Here is a 16630-nt window from a genome sequence, read left to right as displayed (position 1 = left end):
GGCATCCCCTCATCGGATTCGGATCACGGCCGCCCTATTACTCACAATTTGTGGGTTATATGAACGTGTCACCGCGCAAACAACAAGGATGACATTCTGCGCCTAATGGATACATTTCGGCTCCCTCACACTGGCGCACAGCCCCTAAAACTTGCGCTAAATGCCCTGTTTTATGGGGATTGGTAGGGCGAGCCGGCATTGCTACCTTGACCTGACCCGCCATCCTTGAGCCCCGAGCGCCGGTCACGCCAATGCATGTCTCCACCACCGATGCCGGCCGCGCCGAACTGCGCGCAGCCCGTCGCGAAAGCCGCGGCCTCTTCTGGCTCGTTGCGCTGTTCAGCATCTTCGTGAACCTGCTCTTGCTCACCGGCCCGCTCTATATGCTTCAGGTCTATGACCGCGTCCTCGGTAGCAGGTCCGAGGCAACCCTCCTTGCGCTCACTCTCCTTGCGGCCTTTCTCTATGCCACGATGGGGGTGCTGGATTACACGCGCGGCCGCATCATGGCCCGTGTCGCCGCCCGCTTTCAGGACCGGCTCGACAAGCGCGTTTTCGAAGTCGCGCTAAGCACATCCGGACCCGCCACCGCTGGCATGGCCGCCACCGCCCAACGGGATCTTGAGGCGATTCAGCGTCTCCTGTCCTCGCCTGCGCTGCTGGCACTGTTCGACCTTCCGTGGACGCCGCTTTTCCTTGCTTGCATCGCGCTCTTCCACCCGTGGCTTGGCGCCCTCGCGCTTGCCGGTGGCGGGGTCCTTGTCCTGTTTTCACTGCTCAATCAGCAGCTCTCCCGCGTACCGCTGCTTGATGCCACCCGCGCAGGCTTGCAGGCAGATACCCTCTCAGACCAACTGCACACCGAGGCGGAGATGATCCGAAGCCTCGGCATGCGCAGCGCCGCCTTTCACCGTTGGCAAAGCGCCCGCAGCATGGCCCTGCGCGCCACGATCGCCGCAAGCGACACCGCCGGCACCTTCGCCGCACTCGGCAAGAGCCTGCGCCTCTTTCTGCAATCCGCGATGCTGGGTTTGGGTGCCTATCTTGTGCTGCAGGACGAAATGACCGCAGGCGCGATGGTGGCAGGTTCGATCCTAATGGGCCGCGCCTTGGCCCCGATCGAACACTCCATCGCCCACTGGCCGGTTATGCAACGCGGGATCAAAGGCTGGCAAAACCTCGCGCACCTGCTCTCCGAAATACCCGCCGCCGCGCCGCGTATGCCGCTGCCCGCGCCCAAGGCCGCGTTGGAGGTGCGAAACCTCACCGTTATCCCTCCAAACGCAACGCAACCCGCTCTGCGCAGCATCAGCTTTGACCTGCACCCCGGTCAGGCGCTGGGCGTCATCGGGCCCTCCGGCGCGGGCAAGACCACGCTCGCCAGCGCGCTCACCGGCCATTGGGCGCCAACCGCGGGCAAGCTGCGCCTCGACGGCGCCGCATTGGATCATTACGCCGCTGACCAGCGCGGCCTGTATATTGGCTACCTGCCGCAACGGATGCAGCTCTTCGAGGGAACAATCGCCGAGAATATCGCCCGCCTCACGCCCGATCCTGATCCCGAAACGGTCGTCTCAGCCGCCCGAGCCGCCGCCGCGCATGAGATGATCCTCCAGCTTCCCGATGGGTACGAAACCCGCATCACCCCGCGATCCAGCACGCTTTCCGGCGGCCAGTTACAGCGCATCGGCCTCGCCCGCGCCCTTTATGGCCGGCCAGTTCTTCTGGTGCTGGACGAACCCAATTCCAACCTCGACAATGACGGCAGCGCCGCCTTGAATGCCGCCATCCGTCACCAGAAAGCCGCTGGCAAATCGGTGATCATCATGGCCCACCGTCCCGCCGCGATTCAGGAATGCGATGCGCTCCTGATCCTCAAAGACGGCGCAGCCACCGCTTACGGCCCGCGCGACGAGGTGCTCAAAACCAATGTAAAGAACTACGCGGTCATACAGGGTACAGCGGCAGGAAACACGCCATGAGCAGCGCCATGTGGTCTGCCCGTCGCCCTGTTCTTTTGGGCCTCGCAACGCTTCTGATCCTGTTGGGCGGCCTTGGCGCATGGGTCACGCTGGCGCAGATCTCAGGTGCCATAATCGTCCCTGCACAGGTCGAAATCGCTCAAAACCGACAGCTCGTGCAACATGCTGATGGCGGCATAATCGCCGAAATTCATGTAACCGAAGGCAAAACTGTTGCCGCGGGTGACGTCTTGCTTCGCCTTGATCCAGAGGCGCTCCTGTCCGAACTGCACATTATCGAAGGCAAACTGCACGAGATCATCGCCCGACGTGGCCGGCTTGAGGCCGAGCGTGACGCCGCAACAGAAGTTACCTTCGCCCCCGCACTGCTGGCAGCCGCCGCCACCCGCCCCGAGGTGCAGGAACAGCTCACCGGCCAGCAACAGCTCTTTACCGCCCGCCGCGCCTCTCGTGCCAATGAGATTGCCCAATTGAACCGCCGCAGCGCCCAAATCACCGACCAGATCACCGGCATTCACGCCCAGATCGCCGCGCTTGAGGCCGAGGCATCCCTGATCGCGCGCGAACTGACCGATCAGCAAACCCTCCTTGGCAAGGGGCTCGCACAGGCGCAATCGGTGCTGACTTTGCAGCGCCAATCCGTTCGCCTCAGCGGCGCGATGGGTGAATTGCACGCTCAACGGGCTCAGGCCGAAGGCCGCATCACCGATATCACCCTCGAAATCATCAAACTCGAAAGCCGCCACCGCGAGGAAGCAATCGCCCGCCTACGCGATCTCCACTACCAAGAGCTTGAACTCGCAGAGCAACGCCGCGCCCTGCAAGAACGCCTCTCCCGCCTCTATGTCCGCGCGCCAGTATCGGGGGTGGTTTACGGACTTCAGGTTTTTGGCAACGGCACGGTCATTCGCGCCGCCCAGCCCCTTCTCCACCTCGTCCCGCAGGATAAACCGCTGGTCATCATGGCACAGATCCCCCCGATCCACATTGAAGCGCTGTACCTTGATCAACCTGTCACCCTCCGGCTCACCAGTTTTGATACCCGCAACACGCCCGTTCTTTTCGGCCACGTCACCAACCTCTCTGCCGATGCCTTTCGTGATGAAACCACCGCACAAGGCTATTACCGCGCCGAAATCGCACTGGACGATGGCACCCTGTCCCGCCTCCCCGCCGGCGCGACGCTCCTTCCCGGCATGCCGGTTGAGGCCTACTTTCGCACCAGTGACCGCACGCCCCTTCACTACCTGACCAAACCGCTCACCGACTATTTCGCCAAAGCCTTCCGCGAAGGCTGACGGTGTCGGTCAGGATGCAACACCGGCTTGTCCCCCGCCTTTGCTGGCATACCTCTTGCAGCACAACGCGAAACCATGAGCAGCAAGGCCAACCACAGATGACCGAAACGAAATGGATCCGTCAGTCCCATGTGGAAGAAGTGCAGCCTGAATTCTGGATCACCTTGCGCCGCTATGGCTTCCAACTGAACGAAACACTCAGCGCAGAATTGAGCGCCCGCGACCGTTATGCCGAGATCTTCATCAGCGCCGACAACAAGAAGGTCGCGCTGTGTTTCTCCCGCCGCCGCTCAGACTGGACCTTTCCCATGTCCGATCTCGGCAGCACCGACCGTACCCGCCGGATCGACGCGCCGAACATCATCAAGGGCAACCGTCAATTGGCCGCTCTCCTGAACGAAGGCGGCGATTCCGCGCGCATTCGTCTGCACCACGAGGGGAATTATTACGTCGGCAAAATCGAACCGACGTTCTGCTGCGATGGTGCCGAAGAACCCGCCGCAGACGGTGATATCGGCGTGTTTCGCTTGTTCATCGGCGAAGATGTCGTGCTGATCGGCGGTGGCCGTATCCGCGCCGAGATCGCCACCGCCCTTGCCGAAGGGCTTCCCTTTGACCGCTATGATTATTTCCTGACCGAAACCGAGATCGACGCGCTTGAGCAACAGGCCCGCTTCCTGCGGCAATACGCGGCCCGAAAGAGCGACGTTCCGGTTCTCAACAAGCAACTCGCCCGTCGCCGCCTGCGCACCCTAACCCGCTAATTTTCCCGAAAACTGAGCCGCAGACTGTCGGCAAACGGCTTGAGCAGGAAATCGAACACCGTGCGCTCGCCGGTCAGGATCATCACGTCCGCAGGCATCCCCGCGATCAGTTCCACCTGCCCCGCAAGCGCCGCCATCGCCTCCGCCGAAACATGCACCCGCGCGAGGAAATACGGCTCCCCCGTGCGCTCATCCACCAGCCTATCCGCTGATATCGTCCTCAAAGTCCCATAGATTTGCGGCAGGTTCCGCTGCGTGTAGGCGGTCAGCAACACCCGCGCCTGCATTCCCGGCGAGACGGTATCAATGTCCTGCGGACGTAGCCGCGCCTCGATGATCAACGCACCGTCATCCGGCACGATATCAAGGATTTCTCCCCCCGGCCGCAAGATACCACCCGCCTCCGTCGTGACCTGCACATTCAGCACCTGCCCTGCAATCGGCGCCGTCACCTGCGTCCGCGCCAGCGCATCGGCCCGTTCGGGGATTTGGCTGCGCACTGTGGACAGCTCCGCCCGCACATCCGCGAGTTCCGAAGATACCGCCTCACGGTTCTGCTGGTTCGTGGCGTGCAGTTGCAGCTCCGTCTCACCGATCTGCTGTTCCAGCCGCGCGATGCTGGCACGGTGGCTCGCCCGCTCAGCGGTCAGCTCCGCCTCCTGCCGTTTCAGCGCCAGAAGCGGCGCCAGCCGTTGCAGCCCTTGATCATATAGCCCCTGCATCGCCTCAATTTCCTGCGCTAAAAGCGCCTGCTGGCCGTCCTGCGCCGTAATCACCTCCCGCAAGCCGGCAATCTCCGCTCGCAATTGCTCCATCCGGCTGGCAAGGATCCGCTCCCGCGCCTCCTGCGTCGCCCGCCGGTCCTCGAACAACGCCCGCTGGCCCGCAACCGCCTCGGCGATCTGGTCCGGCCGCTCGCTTTGCAATTCATCAGGGAAAGTAAAATCGGGCGCTTCCTGTTCCGTCTGTTCCGCGACCAGCCGCGCCTCGGTCGCACGGAGGATAACCTGCCGCTCGCGCAACTCGTCAAACCGCGCCAGCGCCCGCACATTCTCCAGCGTGACCAACGCCTGCCCCTGCGCGACGTAATCCCCTTCGCGCACATGGATACGGCGGATGATCCCCCCTTCGAGGTGCTGCACCGTCTTGCGTGAGCCGTCAGGGTTCACAACCCCCGGCGCGACCGCCGCCGTGGAAAGCGGCGCATACCACGCCCAAACACCGAACAGGCCAAAGAAAACCACTGCCGCCAATACGCCCGTCACCCGCCCGCGCCGCGTAACACGCGCCAGCGGCGCCCCCTCATAGGCCACCACGGATGCCGGCACCTGTAAGCGAAAAAGGAACCACAAAAGCGAAACGCACAGCGCCGCCGCCCCGATCACAAACAGCGCCGCTGGTCCCAAGCGGCCCGAAGCCAGTTCCTCCATCCCTTGCGCAAAACTGCTGGAGATCACGGTGAAATCCATCGCCTCACTCCCCCGCCTTCATCGCAACATTCGGCGCGCCAGTCGGGGGCACAGGCTGCACTTTCTTACCCGCCTGCATCATTTCCTGTAAAATCTCGTCACGCGCGCCAAACCGCGCCATCGCGCCGTCCTTCAGAACAAGGATATGGTCGGTCAACCGCAACAAATGCGGCAGATGCGAGACGATGATCACCGTCGCGCCACGTTCCTTGACCCCCTGCAAAGCCTTGAGGAGCGCCGCCTCCCCCATACCGTCAAGGTTGGAATTTGGCTCATCCAGCACAATAACCGCCGGATCACCGTAAAGCGCCCGCGCCAAGCCGATCCTCTGCCGCTGCCCGCCAGAGATCTGATCGGCAAACTGGCCGATATCTGTCTCGTATCCCTCCGGCAGCGAGAGGATCATCTCATGTGCGCCCGCCGCCTGTGCCGCGCGCAGCACGTCTTGGTCATCCACCGCGCCCAACCGTGCGATGTTTTCCGCAACCGTCCCACTGAACAATTCCACCGATTGTGGCAAGTAGCCCAGATACGCGCCAAGCCGCTCGCTGTCCCAATCGGCCACATCCGCCCCGTCGAGTCGGATCACCCCCATCGACGGCGCCCATGCGCCCACCAACAACTTGCAAAGGCTCGTCTTACCCGAGCCAGATGGCCCGAGCACGCCACACACCTGCCCCGCCGCCAGTTGGAAGCCGATCCCTTTCAAGATCGGGTTTCCGGTGGCGGGTGCCATCAGGCTCACATTATGCAGGCTGATCTGCCCCTTTGGGCGCGGCAACTCGATCCGCTCCTCCGGCGCGCGGGTCGCCGCAAAGAGCTGCGCCAGCCGCCCTTTCGCCGCACGGTAGCTGCCATAGCTACGCCAGGCCGATATTGCCCGCTCCACGGGCGAAAGTGCGCGGCTCAGGATGATCGACGCCGCGATCATCCCCCCCGCCGTCATCTCTCCTTGCAAGACGAGCCACGCCGCTGCGCCCAAAATCGCAACCTGCAAGCCCAAGCGTAACCCGCGCGAGATATTGAACAGGAGCACCGTCATATCGCCCGCCGCGCGGCCCAGCGTTTCACCCGCCGCATGGCCCGCCCGCCAGCGCTGCACCACCGCGCCGACCATCCCCAGCGCCGCCAGCGTCTCGGCGTTTCCAATGAATTGCCCCGCGTCCCGCCGTGCGCTGCGCACCCGCTGCCCCGCCGCCGCCGTGCGTTTGCGCGTCATCGCATCGTTCAGCAACGCGACCGCAAGGAGGACAACCGCACCCGCGATGGCAATCACTCCCAAAAGCGGATGCATGAGCCAGATCACCGCGATGAACACCGGCGTCCAAGGCGCGTCAAAGAAGGCGAGGATCGCATCACCCGCCACGAAATTGCGCACATCCGCAACGTCATTCAGGTCCGCCTCCGACCGCCCCCGCGCCAGCCGTGCCGCAATCGCCCGCCGGATCACATGCGGCGCCAGTTCCGCCTCCAGCCACGCGCCGGTGCGGTTCAGCACCATACGACGCGCGTATTCTAGCACGCCATAAGTCGCGATAGCCACCAGCGCGATGACGGTGAGCCACAAAAGCGTATCCACCGAACCGGAGGAGAGCACGCGATCAAACACCTGCAACATGTATATTGAGCTTGTCAGTAACAGGATGTTGGACAGAAAACTGAGCACGAAAAGCGCGGGCCACTGCCCCCGCATTGCGCGCAAAAGTGACGTGAGCGGGCTTGCTTTGCGTCGTGCCATCACCCGTCCCCTAGACCCGTACCAGTCGCTTCATGGAACCACCTGCCCGAAAGGCCATCGCAACGACCGGCCAAACCACGCAGCATCGCGCAGTTGGCCGGTCTGAGGCGTTAGGCAACCGCGTCGTAATAGGCCTGTGACGTCAGATCTTGGCCGTCATCGGCATCAAATGTGACCTGCTCACCGGCAAGCACACCCCAATTGTTCCAACCGTCGAGGGCCGTATGGATGTCAGAACCGGCTGCGGTATCAATGATGTCATCGCCATCAATATCCACGCCGTCATTCCACTCGGTCTTACCGTCCTTGCGGGTTTTGCCATCAGCGTGTTCGACATAAAGAATGGCCTGATCGATCCAGTAGCCGATGGTTTGTCCCTCGACTTCCGTATCAACCGCATTCCCGCTCATATGGTTGAGCCACGACGCAATCAGATCGCGCTCCACGGTCGAAACCTTGGCATAATCGGTGTTCTTGCCCTTGCTGTCTTCGCCGCCCTCAAGGGCGATAAGCGCTTCGGCAAGCGTATACTCGCGGACCGTTTCGTCCCCAGTCTCAGAAGCACTCCAGTCCCAATCCCCGACCAGCAGATAGGGCAGATCCTCGCCCTTTTCCTTATAAGTCGGGTAGGCACCAAGATCACCTGCATCCGGCGTAAAGTTGATCCCGCCATCCGCATCTAAACCGTCGAAATAGGCCGGATAGTTCAACTCGAAGAGATCATTCTCCGCAAACTCATCGCCCTCCTTCTGGAAATCAACGCCCGTGCCTTCGACCATCCCTTCATTGGTGTCATCGCCGTCCCAATAGGTCTGGCCGAGGTCGGATTTCCAGAAGCCCGGCGTCCGCACCCCCGGCCCCTCGATCATGTCGTTGCCGAAGTAGAGAAGCCCATCATTCGGGAGCGCGCCAGCCTGATCAACAGCCGAGATCACCACCTCACCAGACTCGTCGACCACCACCTTGAAATAGCCATCGCCATTCATCTCCGGTGTTGTCTGGATCCAGCCCGATTTCAGAACCTCTTTGACGTAATAGGTGCCCATCTCCAGCCCCGTGAAGGTCCAGAAACCGTCGGCATCCGATACATCCGTTTGAACCGCCGCACCGTCTTCGGCACCAAACGTGCCGTTGCCATCATCGAGGTATAGCTCAATCGTCCACCCCAGCGCACCGCTCTCGTCAGCGTCCCACGTCCCATCACGGCTCACATCAAAGAACTTGTAGCCCTCGATGGAGCCATAGCGCGTATTGGCAAAATCCAGCCCCGACTGATCCGCGCCAGAGGTGCCCGTCACCGTGTAGCCCGCGTTGCCGAGCGTCTGGTAGGAGCCATCCGGCACCTCCTCCATCACGACGCCACCCGCATAGGACGCATCCAGCCCCGTGAAGGACCACGAGCCATTACCCGCCGTGGTGGTCGACAGCTCGCCTTCGTCCAGCGTCTGGTTGTCGTTCTGGTCAATGAACACGGTCACACCGCCCCAGCCGCCATCGCCGGTCGTGTCGCCGTCGCCGTTCATGTCCTCATACTTCATGCCGGACAGGTCAAAGAGCTCGAAGTTGTAGAAGTCCACAGTCTCGTCGAAGCCCGACTCCAGATCGCTCAGCGTCACTTCCGCATCGCCCAGAACCTTCCAGCCCTCTGGCGTTGCTTCCTTCACCGTATAGGTGCCCGGGGCAAGGTTATCGAAGACAACAACGCCGTTGGCATCCGTATCCACCGATGCACCGATCTGCACGCCATCCGCGTCAAACAACCCGATGCTCCAGCCCGCTTTCACCGTCTGGTCGCCAGTCGTGCCAAGGTCGCCATCCGCGTCGATGTATTTCTTGACGGTGATCTTGCCGTATTTCGTATTGGCAAAATCCAGCCCCGACTGATCCGCGCCAGAGGTGCCCGTCACCGTGTAGCCCGCGTTGCCGTAGGTCTGGTAGGAGCCATCCGGCACCTCCTCCATCACGACGCCACCCGCATAGGACGCATCCAGCCCCGTGAAGGACCACGAGCCATCACCCGCCGTGGTGGTCGACAGCTCGCCTGCGTCCAGCGTCTGGTTGTCGTTCTGGTCAATGAACACGGTCACACCGCCCCAGCCGGGATCAACATCCGTCATATCCCCGTCGCCATCCATGTCCTCGTATTTCGTGCCGGACAGGTCAAAGAGCTCGAAGTTGTAGAAGTCCACAGTCTCGTCGAAGCCCGACTCCAGATCGCTCAGCGTCACTTCCGCATCGCCCAGAACCTTCCAGCCCTCCGGCGTTGCTTCCTTCACCGTATAGGTGCCCGGGGCAAGGTTATCGAAGACAACAACGCCGTTGGCATCCGTATCCACCGATGCACCGATCTGCACATCATTCGCGTCAAACAGCCCGATGCTCCAGCCCGCTTTCACCGTCTGGTCGCCAGTCGTGCCAAGGTCGCCATCCGCGTCGATGTATTTCTTGACGGTGATCTTGCCGTATTTCGTATTGGCAAAATCCAGCCCCGACTGATCCGCGCCAGAAGTGCCCGTCACCGTATAGCCCGCGTTGCCATAGGTCTGGTAGGAGCCATCCGGCACCTCCTCCATCACGACGCCACCCGCATAGGACGCATCCAGCCCCGTGAAGGACCACGAGCCATTACCCGCCGTGGTGGTCGACAGCTCGCCTTCGTCCAGCGTCTGGTTGTCGTTCTGGTCAATGAACACGGTCACACCGCCCCAGCCGGGATCAACATCCGTCATATCCCCGTCGCCATCCATGTCCTCGTATTTCGTGCCGGACAGGTCGAAGAGATCGAAATTCCCAAAGCTGATATTGTAAATCCCGTCCGCATTGGCGCTCGGATCAATGTCCACAGGGTTCGCCGTCGTCGCGACCCAATCGCTCTCCGTCGCATCAATCGCGACGAAGGCACCTTCGGCATCCTCATACCCCAGCTCACGCACGCGGTATTCCTGATTGTCCGCCAGCAGCGCCAGATCGTTGAACGCGAAATCCCCGTTCGTATCCGTCCAAACCGTCGCCTGTACTGCGCTCACGCTCTCACTGCCATCAGCAGCCGTGGTGACGATATAAAGCCCCATCTGGAACGAGGTCGCCGGTGCATCCTCGCCCGCGTCCTGCACCCCGTCGCCATCGTCGTCTTCGAACTTCGAGCCGAAAATATTGACCTTCGGATTACCAAAATAGTGCGCTGCATCACTGTCACTCAGGTCATCGAACCCGCTGGCCGAGGCTGTCACCGTCGCAATGTTCACATGTTGCCCAAGGATCGCATCCTCCGGCCCGTAGATCAGCTCCCATGTCTCATCAAAATCCAGAACGCCGTCACTGTCGGTATCGCCAGTGATCCCCACTACGGAGCCTGCGGGCAGCAACTCACCAAAAATGTCATCCGTCAGGGACACATTCGTCAGATCAACGTTGCCCGTATTCTCGATGGTGAACTTGAACCAGACGTCATCACCCTCGTAGGTTTCCGGCCCCGTAGCGCTGTCAGCATCATGCCACGACGTTTGCCCGTCAACGCTGACGTATTTCTCCAGATCAATGGCAGCCCATTTGCTGACGGACCATTCCTCGAAGGTCGCATCAGACGCATGGTTCTCGCCGAATTTCGAATAGAGATAGAGATGCGTCCACTCATCATCGCCACCCGTCGCGGCTGCGACATCATCCACCGACAGGTAGAAATACATATCCGAGCGACCGCTCCCCGGCTCAACGTCGTTGATCAGGATATAGACATCCTCACCAAAGGTCGCATCGAGATTGTAAACCGACAAAGAGTCCAACGTGTCGTCGCCGTTATAGAACCCCTCATCAATGGTAAAATCATGATAGCCGCCCGAGGTGCCAAGGTAGATTTGCAGCTCGTCCAGTGACACATGCACGCCTTGTGTGCTGTTCTTCTCGTTCAGATCGAGCCGAAACTGGTAGAAAGCCTCGCCTTCCGCCACATCAATGATCCCGTCAAGGTCGACGTCAATCCCAGTGACGATCGGGATCTGCTCTAACAGGAGATCATGGTTCCAGTTGTCATTGGTATCTTCGTCAAACTCGGTCGGACGATAGGAAGAATTATATCCCTCCTCCGATTCCGTGCTCTGAATCCGCACGAACGGCAGGATATTGCCGGTTCCGGTGCTGTCTGTATCGTGTACATGCCCCTGAACGAACCATGCATCGCCAATCGTGCCGTGGTCGTTCCAGTTCAAAAGCGGCAGGTAATCAGCATCAGGATCGTTATCCACAACAGCCTCAAGCTCCGGCGTGTGGCTATCCGTAAAACTATCATAGGTCACGTCCGTCCCGTCATCCGCGCTGAGGAGGAACGTCTCGTCGAGGCTGTCGTCGGGGTTCACATACCAGCTGGTGACGATGGCCCCATTGGCCTCGCCATCCAGATCACCTTCCCCGCCGTCCACGACCGTCCAACTGTCATGACCGTCACCGCCAAGGTCTACAGTGGTATCATCGGCAGTGCCGTAAACACCGTCCTCACCCGCATCGGTGACATGCTCCACCTCGAACGTGACAGACCCGCCCACATCAACGCCCTCGGCGGTGATGATCGCGGTCGATCCAGGTGCGTAATCTTCTAAATCCGTGCTGACGCGGAACAGTTCCTCGTCGCTTAGAATGACCTCACTTGTCGAATCCGTTGCCATTGCAGCCTCCCCCAAAGCCTATTCGGAGGTCGGCGCAAAACCGTATCAAACGATCGTTTTTCCATGCGAACCAGCCCCCCGCGGTTCAATTAAAACGCGCCTGTCAGAAATCCCAACAACACCGACAGGCATACTCTCAAACACCCTGCGCGGGGTTTATTGCCTGTCTTAAACCTGCCTCTACCACGCCCGCGTCGGGCTTTTGAAAAATGGTTCACGCGGTCAAATGCAACTCGCAGGAAACGCAATATATTCAATTTATGCGATAGTTATTATTATATTATTCACCAAAAAGGATACCAGACCAAACCGCTACAAGTCAACGAAACAGAACGTTTCGTTGACGTCACGTTAAGCATTCAGCCTCGCTAGGGGGCGTTATCAAATTCGTGCGTTACGGGTCGTCCCTCACGCCGCCACTCGGGGAAGCCCCCCTCCATCACCCGTGCGCGTATCCCCGTGCGCCGCAGTGCCGCCGCTGCCTGCTCGGCGTAAATGCAGTATGGCCCACGGCAATACGCAATCACCTCCTCCACCAGTTTGGGCAAATGCGCAGCAGCGGCTTCGATCTGCTCCGGCGGCAATCGGTAGGCGCCGGAAATATGTCCTGCATTGAACTCGTCCTCGGGGCGCACATCCAGAACCGTCACCCGCCCGTCCGCCAAGCGCGGCTCCAACCATGCGCGGCTCACCGCTTCTGTCTCGCCAGTATCTCCCACGAGCGCTGCAAGGATGTCACGCACCTGTTGCTTGTTGCGCGTGGCAAGCACCTTCAGCCCTGCCATCACGCCCAGCACCGCCTCATCCGCAAGCGCGTAGATCACCTGCTTGCCGTCGCGCCGCCCAGTGACAAGCCCCGCGCGCCGCAATTGCTGCAAATGCTGCGAGCAGTTTGCCACGCTTAATCCCGTCCGCTCCGCCAGCGCCTCCACCCCACGCTCGGTCTGCGCCAATGCTTCCAGCATTTGCAGCCGCGCCGGCGTCCCAAGCACCCGCGCGATGGAGGCATATTCCTCCAGCAGCGCCATTTTTGCCCCTGTTGACATCGCCCGCCTCCACACCATAATCATTCAAGTAATTGCTTGAATGTTATCAAGCAGGCCAATATTTGCAACCGAGGAGACGGCCCCTTGCCCGAAAAAGACTATGCCCTCGGCCTGCGCGCCAACCTCCGCCCCTTCGCCGAGCAACTCCTGCAAGTCCTCTTCGTGGGCCTCACCATCGGCCTGCAACGCACCGTGATCCCCGCGCTGGCGGAAAGCGAGTTCGGCGTGGCGCAAGGCTCCGTCACCGCGCTGATGGCCTTCGTGGTGTCCTTCGGCGTGGTGAAAGGCGCGATGAATTTCGTCTCTGGCCGCCTGTCTGAACGTGTCGGCCGCAGGCCGGTGCTGATCTGGGGCTGGCTCGTGGCACTCCCGATCCCTTTCATGATCCTTCTGGCGCCCTCATGGGGCTGGATCGTCGCGGCGAATGTGCTCTTGGGCGTCAATCAGGGCTTTGCATGGTCAATGACCGTCACCGCGAAAATGGATATCGTCACCGCCCGCGAGCGCGGCCTCGCCACGGGCTTCAACGAGTTCGCAGGCTATAGCGGCGTCGCGCTGGCGGGGCTCGCTACCGCCGCGCTTGCCAGCAGCTTCGCCCCGCGGATGACCCTGTTCGTTTTCGGCCTGACGGTGATCTTGCTTGCCCTCATCGCCGCCCGCCTCGCTTTTACCGAAACGCTGCCCTTCGCCCGCGCCGAGGCCGCCCGCCTGAGCGCCACCCCCACCGCAACCGGCAGCTATGCCCAAGGCCCAGCAAACCCAACCACCGCGCAAATCTTCGCGCTCGTCACATGGCGCAACCGCAGCTTCATGGCGCTCTCACAGGCAGGTAGCGTTGAAAAATTCGTCGATGCGCTGATGTGGGCGCTGGTGCCCGCGTTCCTCATCTCCAAAGGCGCAAGCCTGATCCAGATCGGATGGATCACCGGCCTCTACGGCCTCGTCTGGGGCGCGAGCCAGCTCTGGACCGGCCCCCTGTCAGACCGTATCGGCCGCAAAATCCCCATCGTAACAGGCTTCTTCCTTTGTGCGGCTGGCGTCTTTGCCTTTCCCCTCCTCGCCACCGTCACCGCATGGGCCATCGCCGCCGTGATCACAGGCGTTGGCATGGCGCTCCTCTACCCGACCCTGATCGCCGCGATGGGCGATCTCGCCCACCCCGCATGGCGCGGCTCAGCGCTCGGCACTTATCGCTTCTGGCGTGATCTGGGCTACGCCATCGGCGCGCTCGCCATTGGCCTGATTGCAGATGCCACAGGCACCCTTGCAGCAGGCTTCTGGTTTACCGGCGGCGCAATGGTTCTGTCCGGCCTTTGGGTGCTCACGGCATTGAAAGAAACCCATCCGCGCAAAACACAATAACCACCACCGAATCGCACCGCGATCCGGTATGCGCCCGACCCCGCCCCCAAGGGCGGGCGCATTCCGCTCGCACGTTGTCATCGCCGCCAACCAAACGCCAAGCTCCGCGCATCGAGCCAGCCGCCACACGCCCACCCTCGGGCTCGGGCGCACACCTCCCCCTAGCCAGCCGCCGCCACCTGCCCTAGCTTTGCTTCAACAACGAGCGGAGCTCCCATGACCACCCCTTGCATCATCTGCGTCGCAATCACCGGCTCCCTGCCGCACAAGTCCGATAACCCCGCCGTGCCGATCACCGTCACCGAACAGGTCGAAAGCACCCATGCCGCCTATGAGGCAGGTGCCAGCATCGTTCACGCCCATGTCCGCAATGATGATGAAACCCCGTCATCCGAGCCCGAAAAGTTTGCCCGCTTGATGGAAGGCATCCACCAGCACTGCCCTGATATGATCATCCAGTTCTCCACCGGCGGGCGCTCCGGCGCAGGGAAGGAACGCGGCGGAATGCTGCCCCTCGCGCCGGATATGGCCTCGCTCTCGGTAGGCTCGGTGAATTTCCCCACCCGCACCTATGACAATCCACCCGATCTGGTGTACTGGCTCGCCGCCGAGATGCAGCGCTACCACGTCACGCCAGAGATCGAGGCGTTTGACCTCTCCCACATCCATCAGGCGGTTGCGCTCCACAAGGCGGGCAAGCTCTACGGCCAGCTCTATGTGCAATTCGTGATGGGCGTGAAAAATGCCATGCCGGTGGATCGCCCCACCTTCGATTTTTATATCGAAACCCTCAACCGCCTCGCCCCCGGCACGCCGTGGTGCGCCGCAGGCATCGGGCGGAATCAGATCACATTGAATGAATGGGCCATAGTTGCGGGCGGTCATGTCCGCACGGGGTTGGAGGATAACGTGAGGCTCGACCGCACCACCCTCGCCCCCTCAAACGCCGCGCTGGTGGCCCGCGCCGCCGAACTCTGCGCGGCGCACGATAGGCCCGTCGCTACATGCAAAGAGGCGCGCAGCCTGCTTGGCCTGCGCGCCTCCTGAACAGTCTACTTTGTCTGGCTTAGGCCAAGGCTTAAGCCAGCCGCTCCGCGATCAGCTTAAGCAGCTTCTGATGGTCCGCGTCGAACTGGCGAATACCGCCCGAAAGCTTCTCCGTCGCCATTTCATCAGCGTTCAGCGCCCAGCGGAAATCAGCTTCGCTCATCGGAATTTTCGCCACGCCAGAGGCGTTCTCCGGCGCAAGCACCCGCTCCAGCGGCGCGTCTTCGGCGTCCAGCTCTTCCAGCAGCGCGGGCGAAATCGTCAGGCGGTCGCAGCCCGCAAGCGCCTTGACCTGCCCGATATTCCGGAAGGACGCGCCCATCACGATCGTGTTGATGCCGTTGGACTTGTAGTAGTCATAAATGCTGCGCACCGACAAAACGCCCGGATCTTCGTCCGGCCCGAAGGTCTTGCCATCGCGTGCCGCATAGAAATCGGTGATCCGGCCCACAAAAGGCGAAATCAGCGACGCGCCCGCGTCCGCACAGGCCACTGCCTGCGCCATGCAGAACAACAGCGTCAGGTTACATTCGATGCCCTCGCCTTGCAGGATCTCGGCGGCACGGATGCCTTCCCAAGTAGAGGCCAGCTTGATGAAGATCTTTTCACGGCCAACGCCGTTTTCCTCATACGCCTTCACCAGCGCCCGCGCCTTGGCGACAGAGGCTTCGGTGTTGAACGACAGGTTCGCGTCCACTTCGGTGGATACCTTCCCCGGCACCAAGCCTGCCAGCTCCGTTCCCACGCCAATCGTCAGCGCGAAGGCGATGTCCTCGGGGCTCTTGCCTGCCGCCTTGCCTGCCTCGATCTCCTTCGTGACAAGCGCCTCGAAAGCCGGGCTTTGCAACGCCTTGAGGATGATACTCGGGTTGGTGGTGCAGTCGATCGGCTTCAACGCCCTGATCGCATCCACATCGCCGGTATCGGCCACAACGGTTGTCATTTCGCGCAACTGGCTCAGGCTGCTGGCCATTCTCTTACTCCTGTCCGGGGTCTTGCGCCGCCCCACCGGCGGCGCACACGCGCGTGCTACCCCACGCGCCGGGGTTATTCAATGCAAGCTCAGATCGCGCAGGTCATATCCTGCCCGCAGCACATCGGAGACTTGATCTTGCCCTCGCATTTTGGGCAGCGCGAAATCTGCACCGTGCTGCCATCATCCTTGGTGAGCGTGTCATTCACCAGCGGCTCGTTACAGTCGGCACAGGTGGCATTCACCCCCATCCCGCATTTGTCACAACGGTAAGTCGCGGACATGATCATTCT

11 protein-coding genes are annotated in these 16630 nt (G+C 61.3%); 5 read left to right on the top strand and 6 right to left on the bottom strand.

The annotated features are described in order from the left end of the window. Positions 1 to 251: 251 nt before the first annotated feature. From AB1E42_RS07655 to AB1E42_RS07645, 3 genes are all read left to right on the top strand, one after another. Positions 252 to 1982: a type I secretion system permease/ATPase gene (locus AB1E42_RS07655; protein ID WP_368343661.1), complete on the top strand. Its 1731-nt coding sequence runs from the start codon at positions 252 to 254 to the stop codon at positions 1980 to 1982. Next, on the top strand, positions 1979 to 3280 hold the full coding sequence (locus AB1E42_RS07650) for an HlyD family type I secretion periplasmic adaptor subunit (protein WP_368343660.1): 1302 nt from the start codon (positions 1979 to 1981) through the stop codon (positions 3278 to 3280). Before AB1E42_RS07655 ends, AB1E42_RS07650 begins: the two co-directional genes overlap by 4 nt. A 98-nt stretch (positions 3281 to 3378) precedes the next feature. Then, positions 3379 to 4044 (top strand): hypothetical protein, encoded by a 666-nt coding sequence (locus AB1E42_RS07645; RefSeq protein WP_368343659.1) that lies wholly within the window; start codon positions 3379 to 3381, stop codon positions 4042 to 4044. Here the strand turns inward: AB1E42_RS07645 and AB1E42_RS07640 are convergent. From AB1E42_RS07640 to AB1E42_RS07625, 4 genes are all read right to left on the bottom strand, one after another. Next, entirely contained in the window at positions 4041 to 5513 is a 1473-nt protein-coding gene (locus tag AB1E42_RS07640) for an HlyD family type I secretion periplasmic adaptor subunit (RefSeq protein ID WP_368343658.1), read from the bottom strand. The genes AB1E42_RS07645 and AB1E42_RS07640 overlap by 4 nt on opposite strands. Positions 5514 to 5517: 4 nt before the next feature. Continuing rightward, positions 5518 to 7251 (bottom strand): type I secretion system permease/ATPase, encoded by a 1734-nt coding sequence (locus AB1E42_RS07635; protein ID WP_368343657.1) that lies wholly within the window; start codon positions 7249 to 7251, stop codon positions 5518 to 5520. 110 nt (positions 7252 to 7361) lie between these two features. Continuing rightward, positions 7362 to 11909: an SdrD B-like domain-containing protein gene (locus AB1E42_RS07630; protein WP_368343656.1), complete on the bottom strand. Its 4548-nt coding sequence runs from the start codon at positions 11907 to 11909 to the stop codon at positions 7362 to 7364. A 368-nt stretch (positions 11910 to 12277) separates the two neighbouring features. After that, positions 12278 to 12955 (bottom strand): ArsR/SmtB family transcription factor, encoded by a 678-nt coding sequence (locus AB1E42_RS07625; protein WP_368343655.1) that lies wholly within the window; start codon positions 12953 to 12955, stop codon positions 12278 to 12280. An 84-nt stretch (positions 12956 to 13039) separates the two neighbouring features. Here AB1E42_RS07625 and AB1E42_RS07620 point away from each other — a divergent pair, with 84 nt between their 5' ends. Next, complete coding sequence (locus tag AB1E42_RS07620; RefSeq protein WP_368343654.1) at positions 13040 to 14317, top strand: MFS transporter; 1278 nt, start codon at positions 13040 to 13042, stop codon at positions 14315 to 14317. Between the two features lie 216 nt (positions 14318 to 14533). After that, positions 14534 to 15364 (top strand): 3-keto-5-aminohexanoate cleavage protein, encoded by an 831-nt coding sequence (locus AB1E42_RS07615; protein ID WP_368343653.1) that lies wholly within the window; start codon positions 14534 to 14536, stop codon positions 15362 to 15364. A gap of 31 nt (positions 15365 to 15395) precedes the next feature. Here the strand turns inward: AB1E42_RS07615 and tal are convergent, their stop codons facing one another. Together tal and AB1E42_RS07605 are read right to left on the bottom strand one after the other, a co-directional pair. Then, a complete protein-coding gene (gene tal / locus AB1E42_RS07610; protein ID WP_368343652.1) occupies positions 15396 to 16337 on the bottom strand; it encodes a transaldolase in 942 nt (313 codons plus the stop codon). Positions 16338 to 16426: 89 nt separating this feature from the next. Continuing rightward, the gene (locus AB1E42_RS07605; protein ID WP_368343651.1) at positions 16427 to 16621 is read right to left on the bottom strand and encodes a hypothetical protein; all 195 of its coding nucleotides are present in this window, start codon (positions 16619 to 16621) and stop codon (positions 16427 to 16429) included. Positions 16622 to 16630: the final 9 nt, after the last annotated feature.

Source organism: Pelagovum sp. HNIBRBA483 (genome assembly GCF_040931995.1).
Lineage (GTDB): Bacteria > Pseudomonadota > Alphaproteobacteria > Rhodobacterales > Rhodobacteraceae > JAEPMR01.
Note: the sequence above shows the minus strand (reverse complement) of the source record. Positions and strands in the feature narration are given on the sequence as shown.

Excerpts from the sequence above, each read along its gene's own strand:
- AB1E42_RS07655 (WP_368343661.1), top strand. The coding sequence starts at position 252 with ATGCATGTCTCCACCACCGATGCCGGCCGCGCCGAACTGCGCGCAGCC.
- AB1E42_RS07650 (WP_368343660.1), top strand. The coding sequence starts at position 1,979 with ATGAGCAGCGCCATGTGGTCTGCCCGTCGCCCTGTTCTTTTGGGCCTC.
- AB1E42_RS07645 (WP_368343659.1), top strand. The coding sequence starts at position 3,379 with ATGACCGAAACGAAATGGATCCGTCAGTCCCATGTGGAAGAAGTGCAG.
- AB1E42_RS07640 (WP_368343658.1), bottom strand. The coding sequence starts at position 5,513 with ATGGATTTCACCGTGATCTCCAGCAGTTTTGCGCAAGGGATGGAGGAA.
- AB1E42_RS07635 (WP_368343657.1), bottom strand. The coding sequence starts at position 7,251 with ATGGCACGACGCAAAGCAAGCCCGCTCACGTCACTTTTGCGCGCAATG.
- AB1E42_RS07630 (WP_368343656.1), bottom strand. The coding sequence starts at position 11,909 with ATGGCAACGGATTCGACAAGTGAGGTCATTCTAAGCGACGAGGAACTG.
- AB1E42_RS07625 (WP_368343655.1), bottom strand. The coding sequence starts at position 12,955 with ATGTCAACAGGGGCAAAAATGGCGCTGCTGGAGGAATATGCCTCCATC.
- AB1E42_RS07615 (WP_368343653.1), top strand. The coding sequence starts at position 14,534 with ATGACCACCCCTTGCATCATCTGCGTCGCAATCACCGGCTCCCTGCCG.
- tal (WP_368343652.1), bottom strand. The coding sequence starts at position 16,337 with ATGGCCAGCAGCCTGAGCCAGTTGCGCGAAATGACAACCGTTGTGGCC.
- AB1E42_RS07605 (WP_368343651.1), bottom strand. The coding sequence starts at position 16,621 with ATGTCCGCGACTTACCGTTGTGACAAATGCGGGATGGGGGTGAATGCC.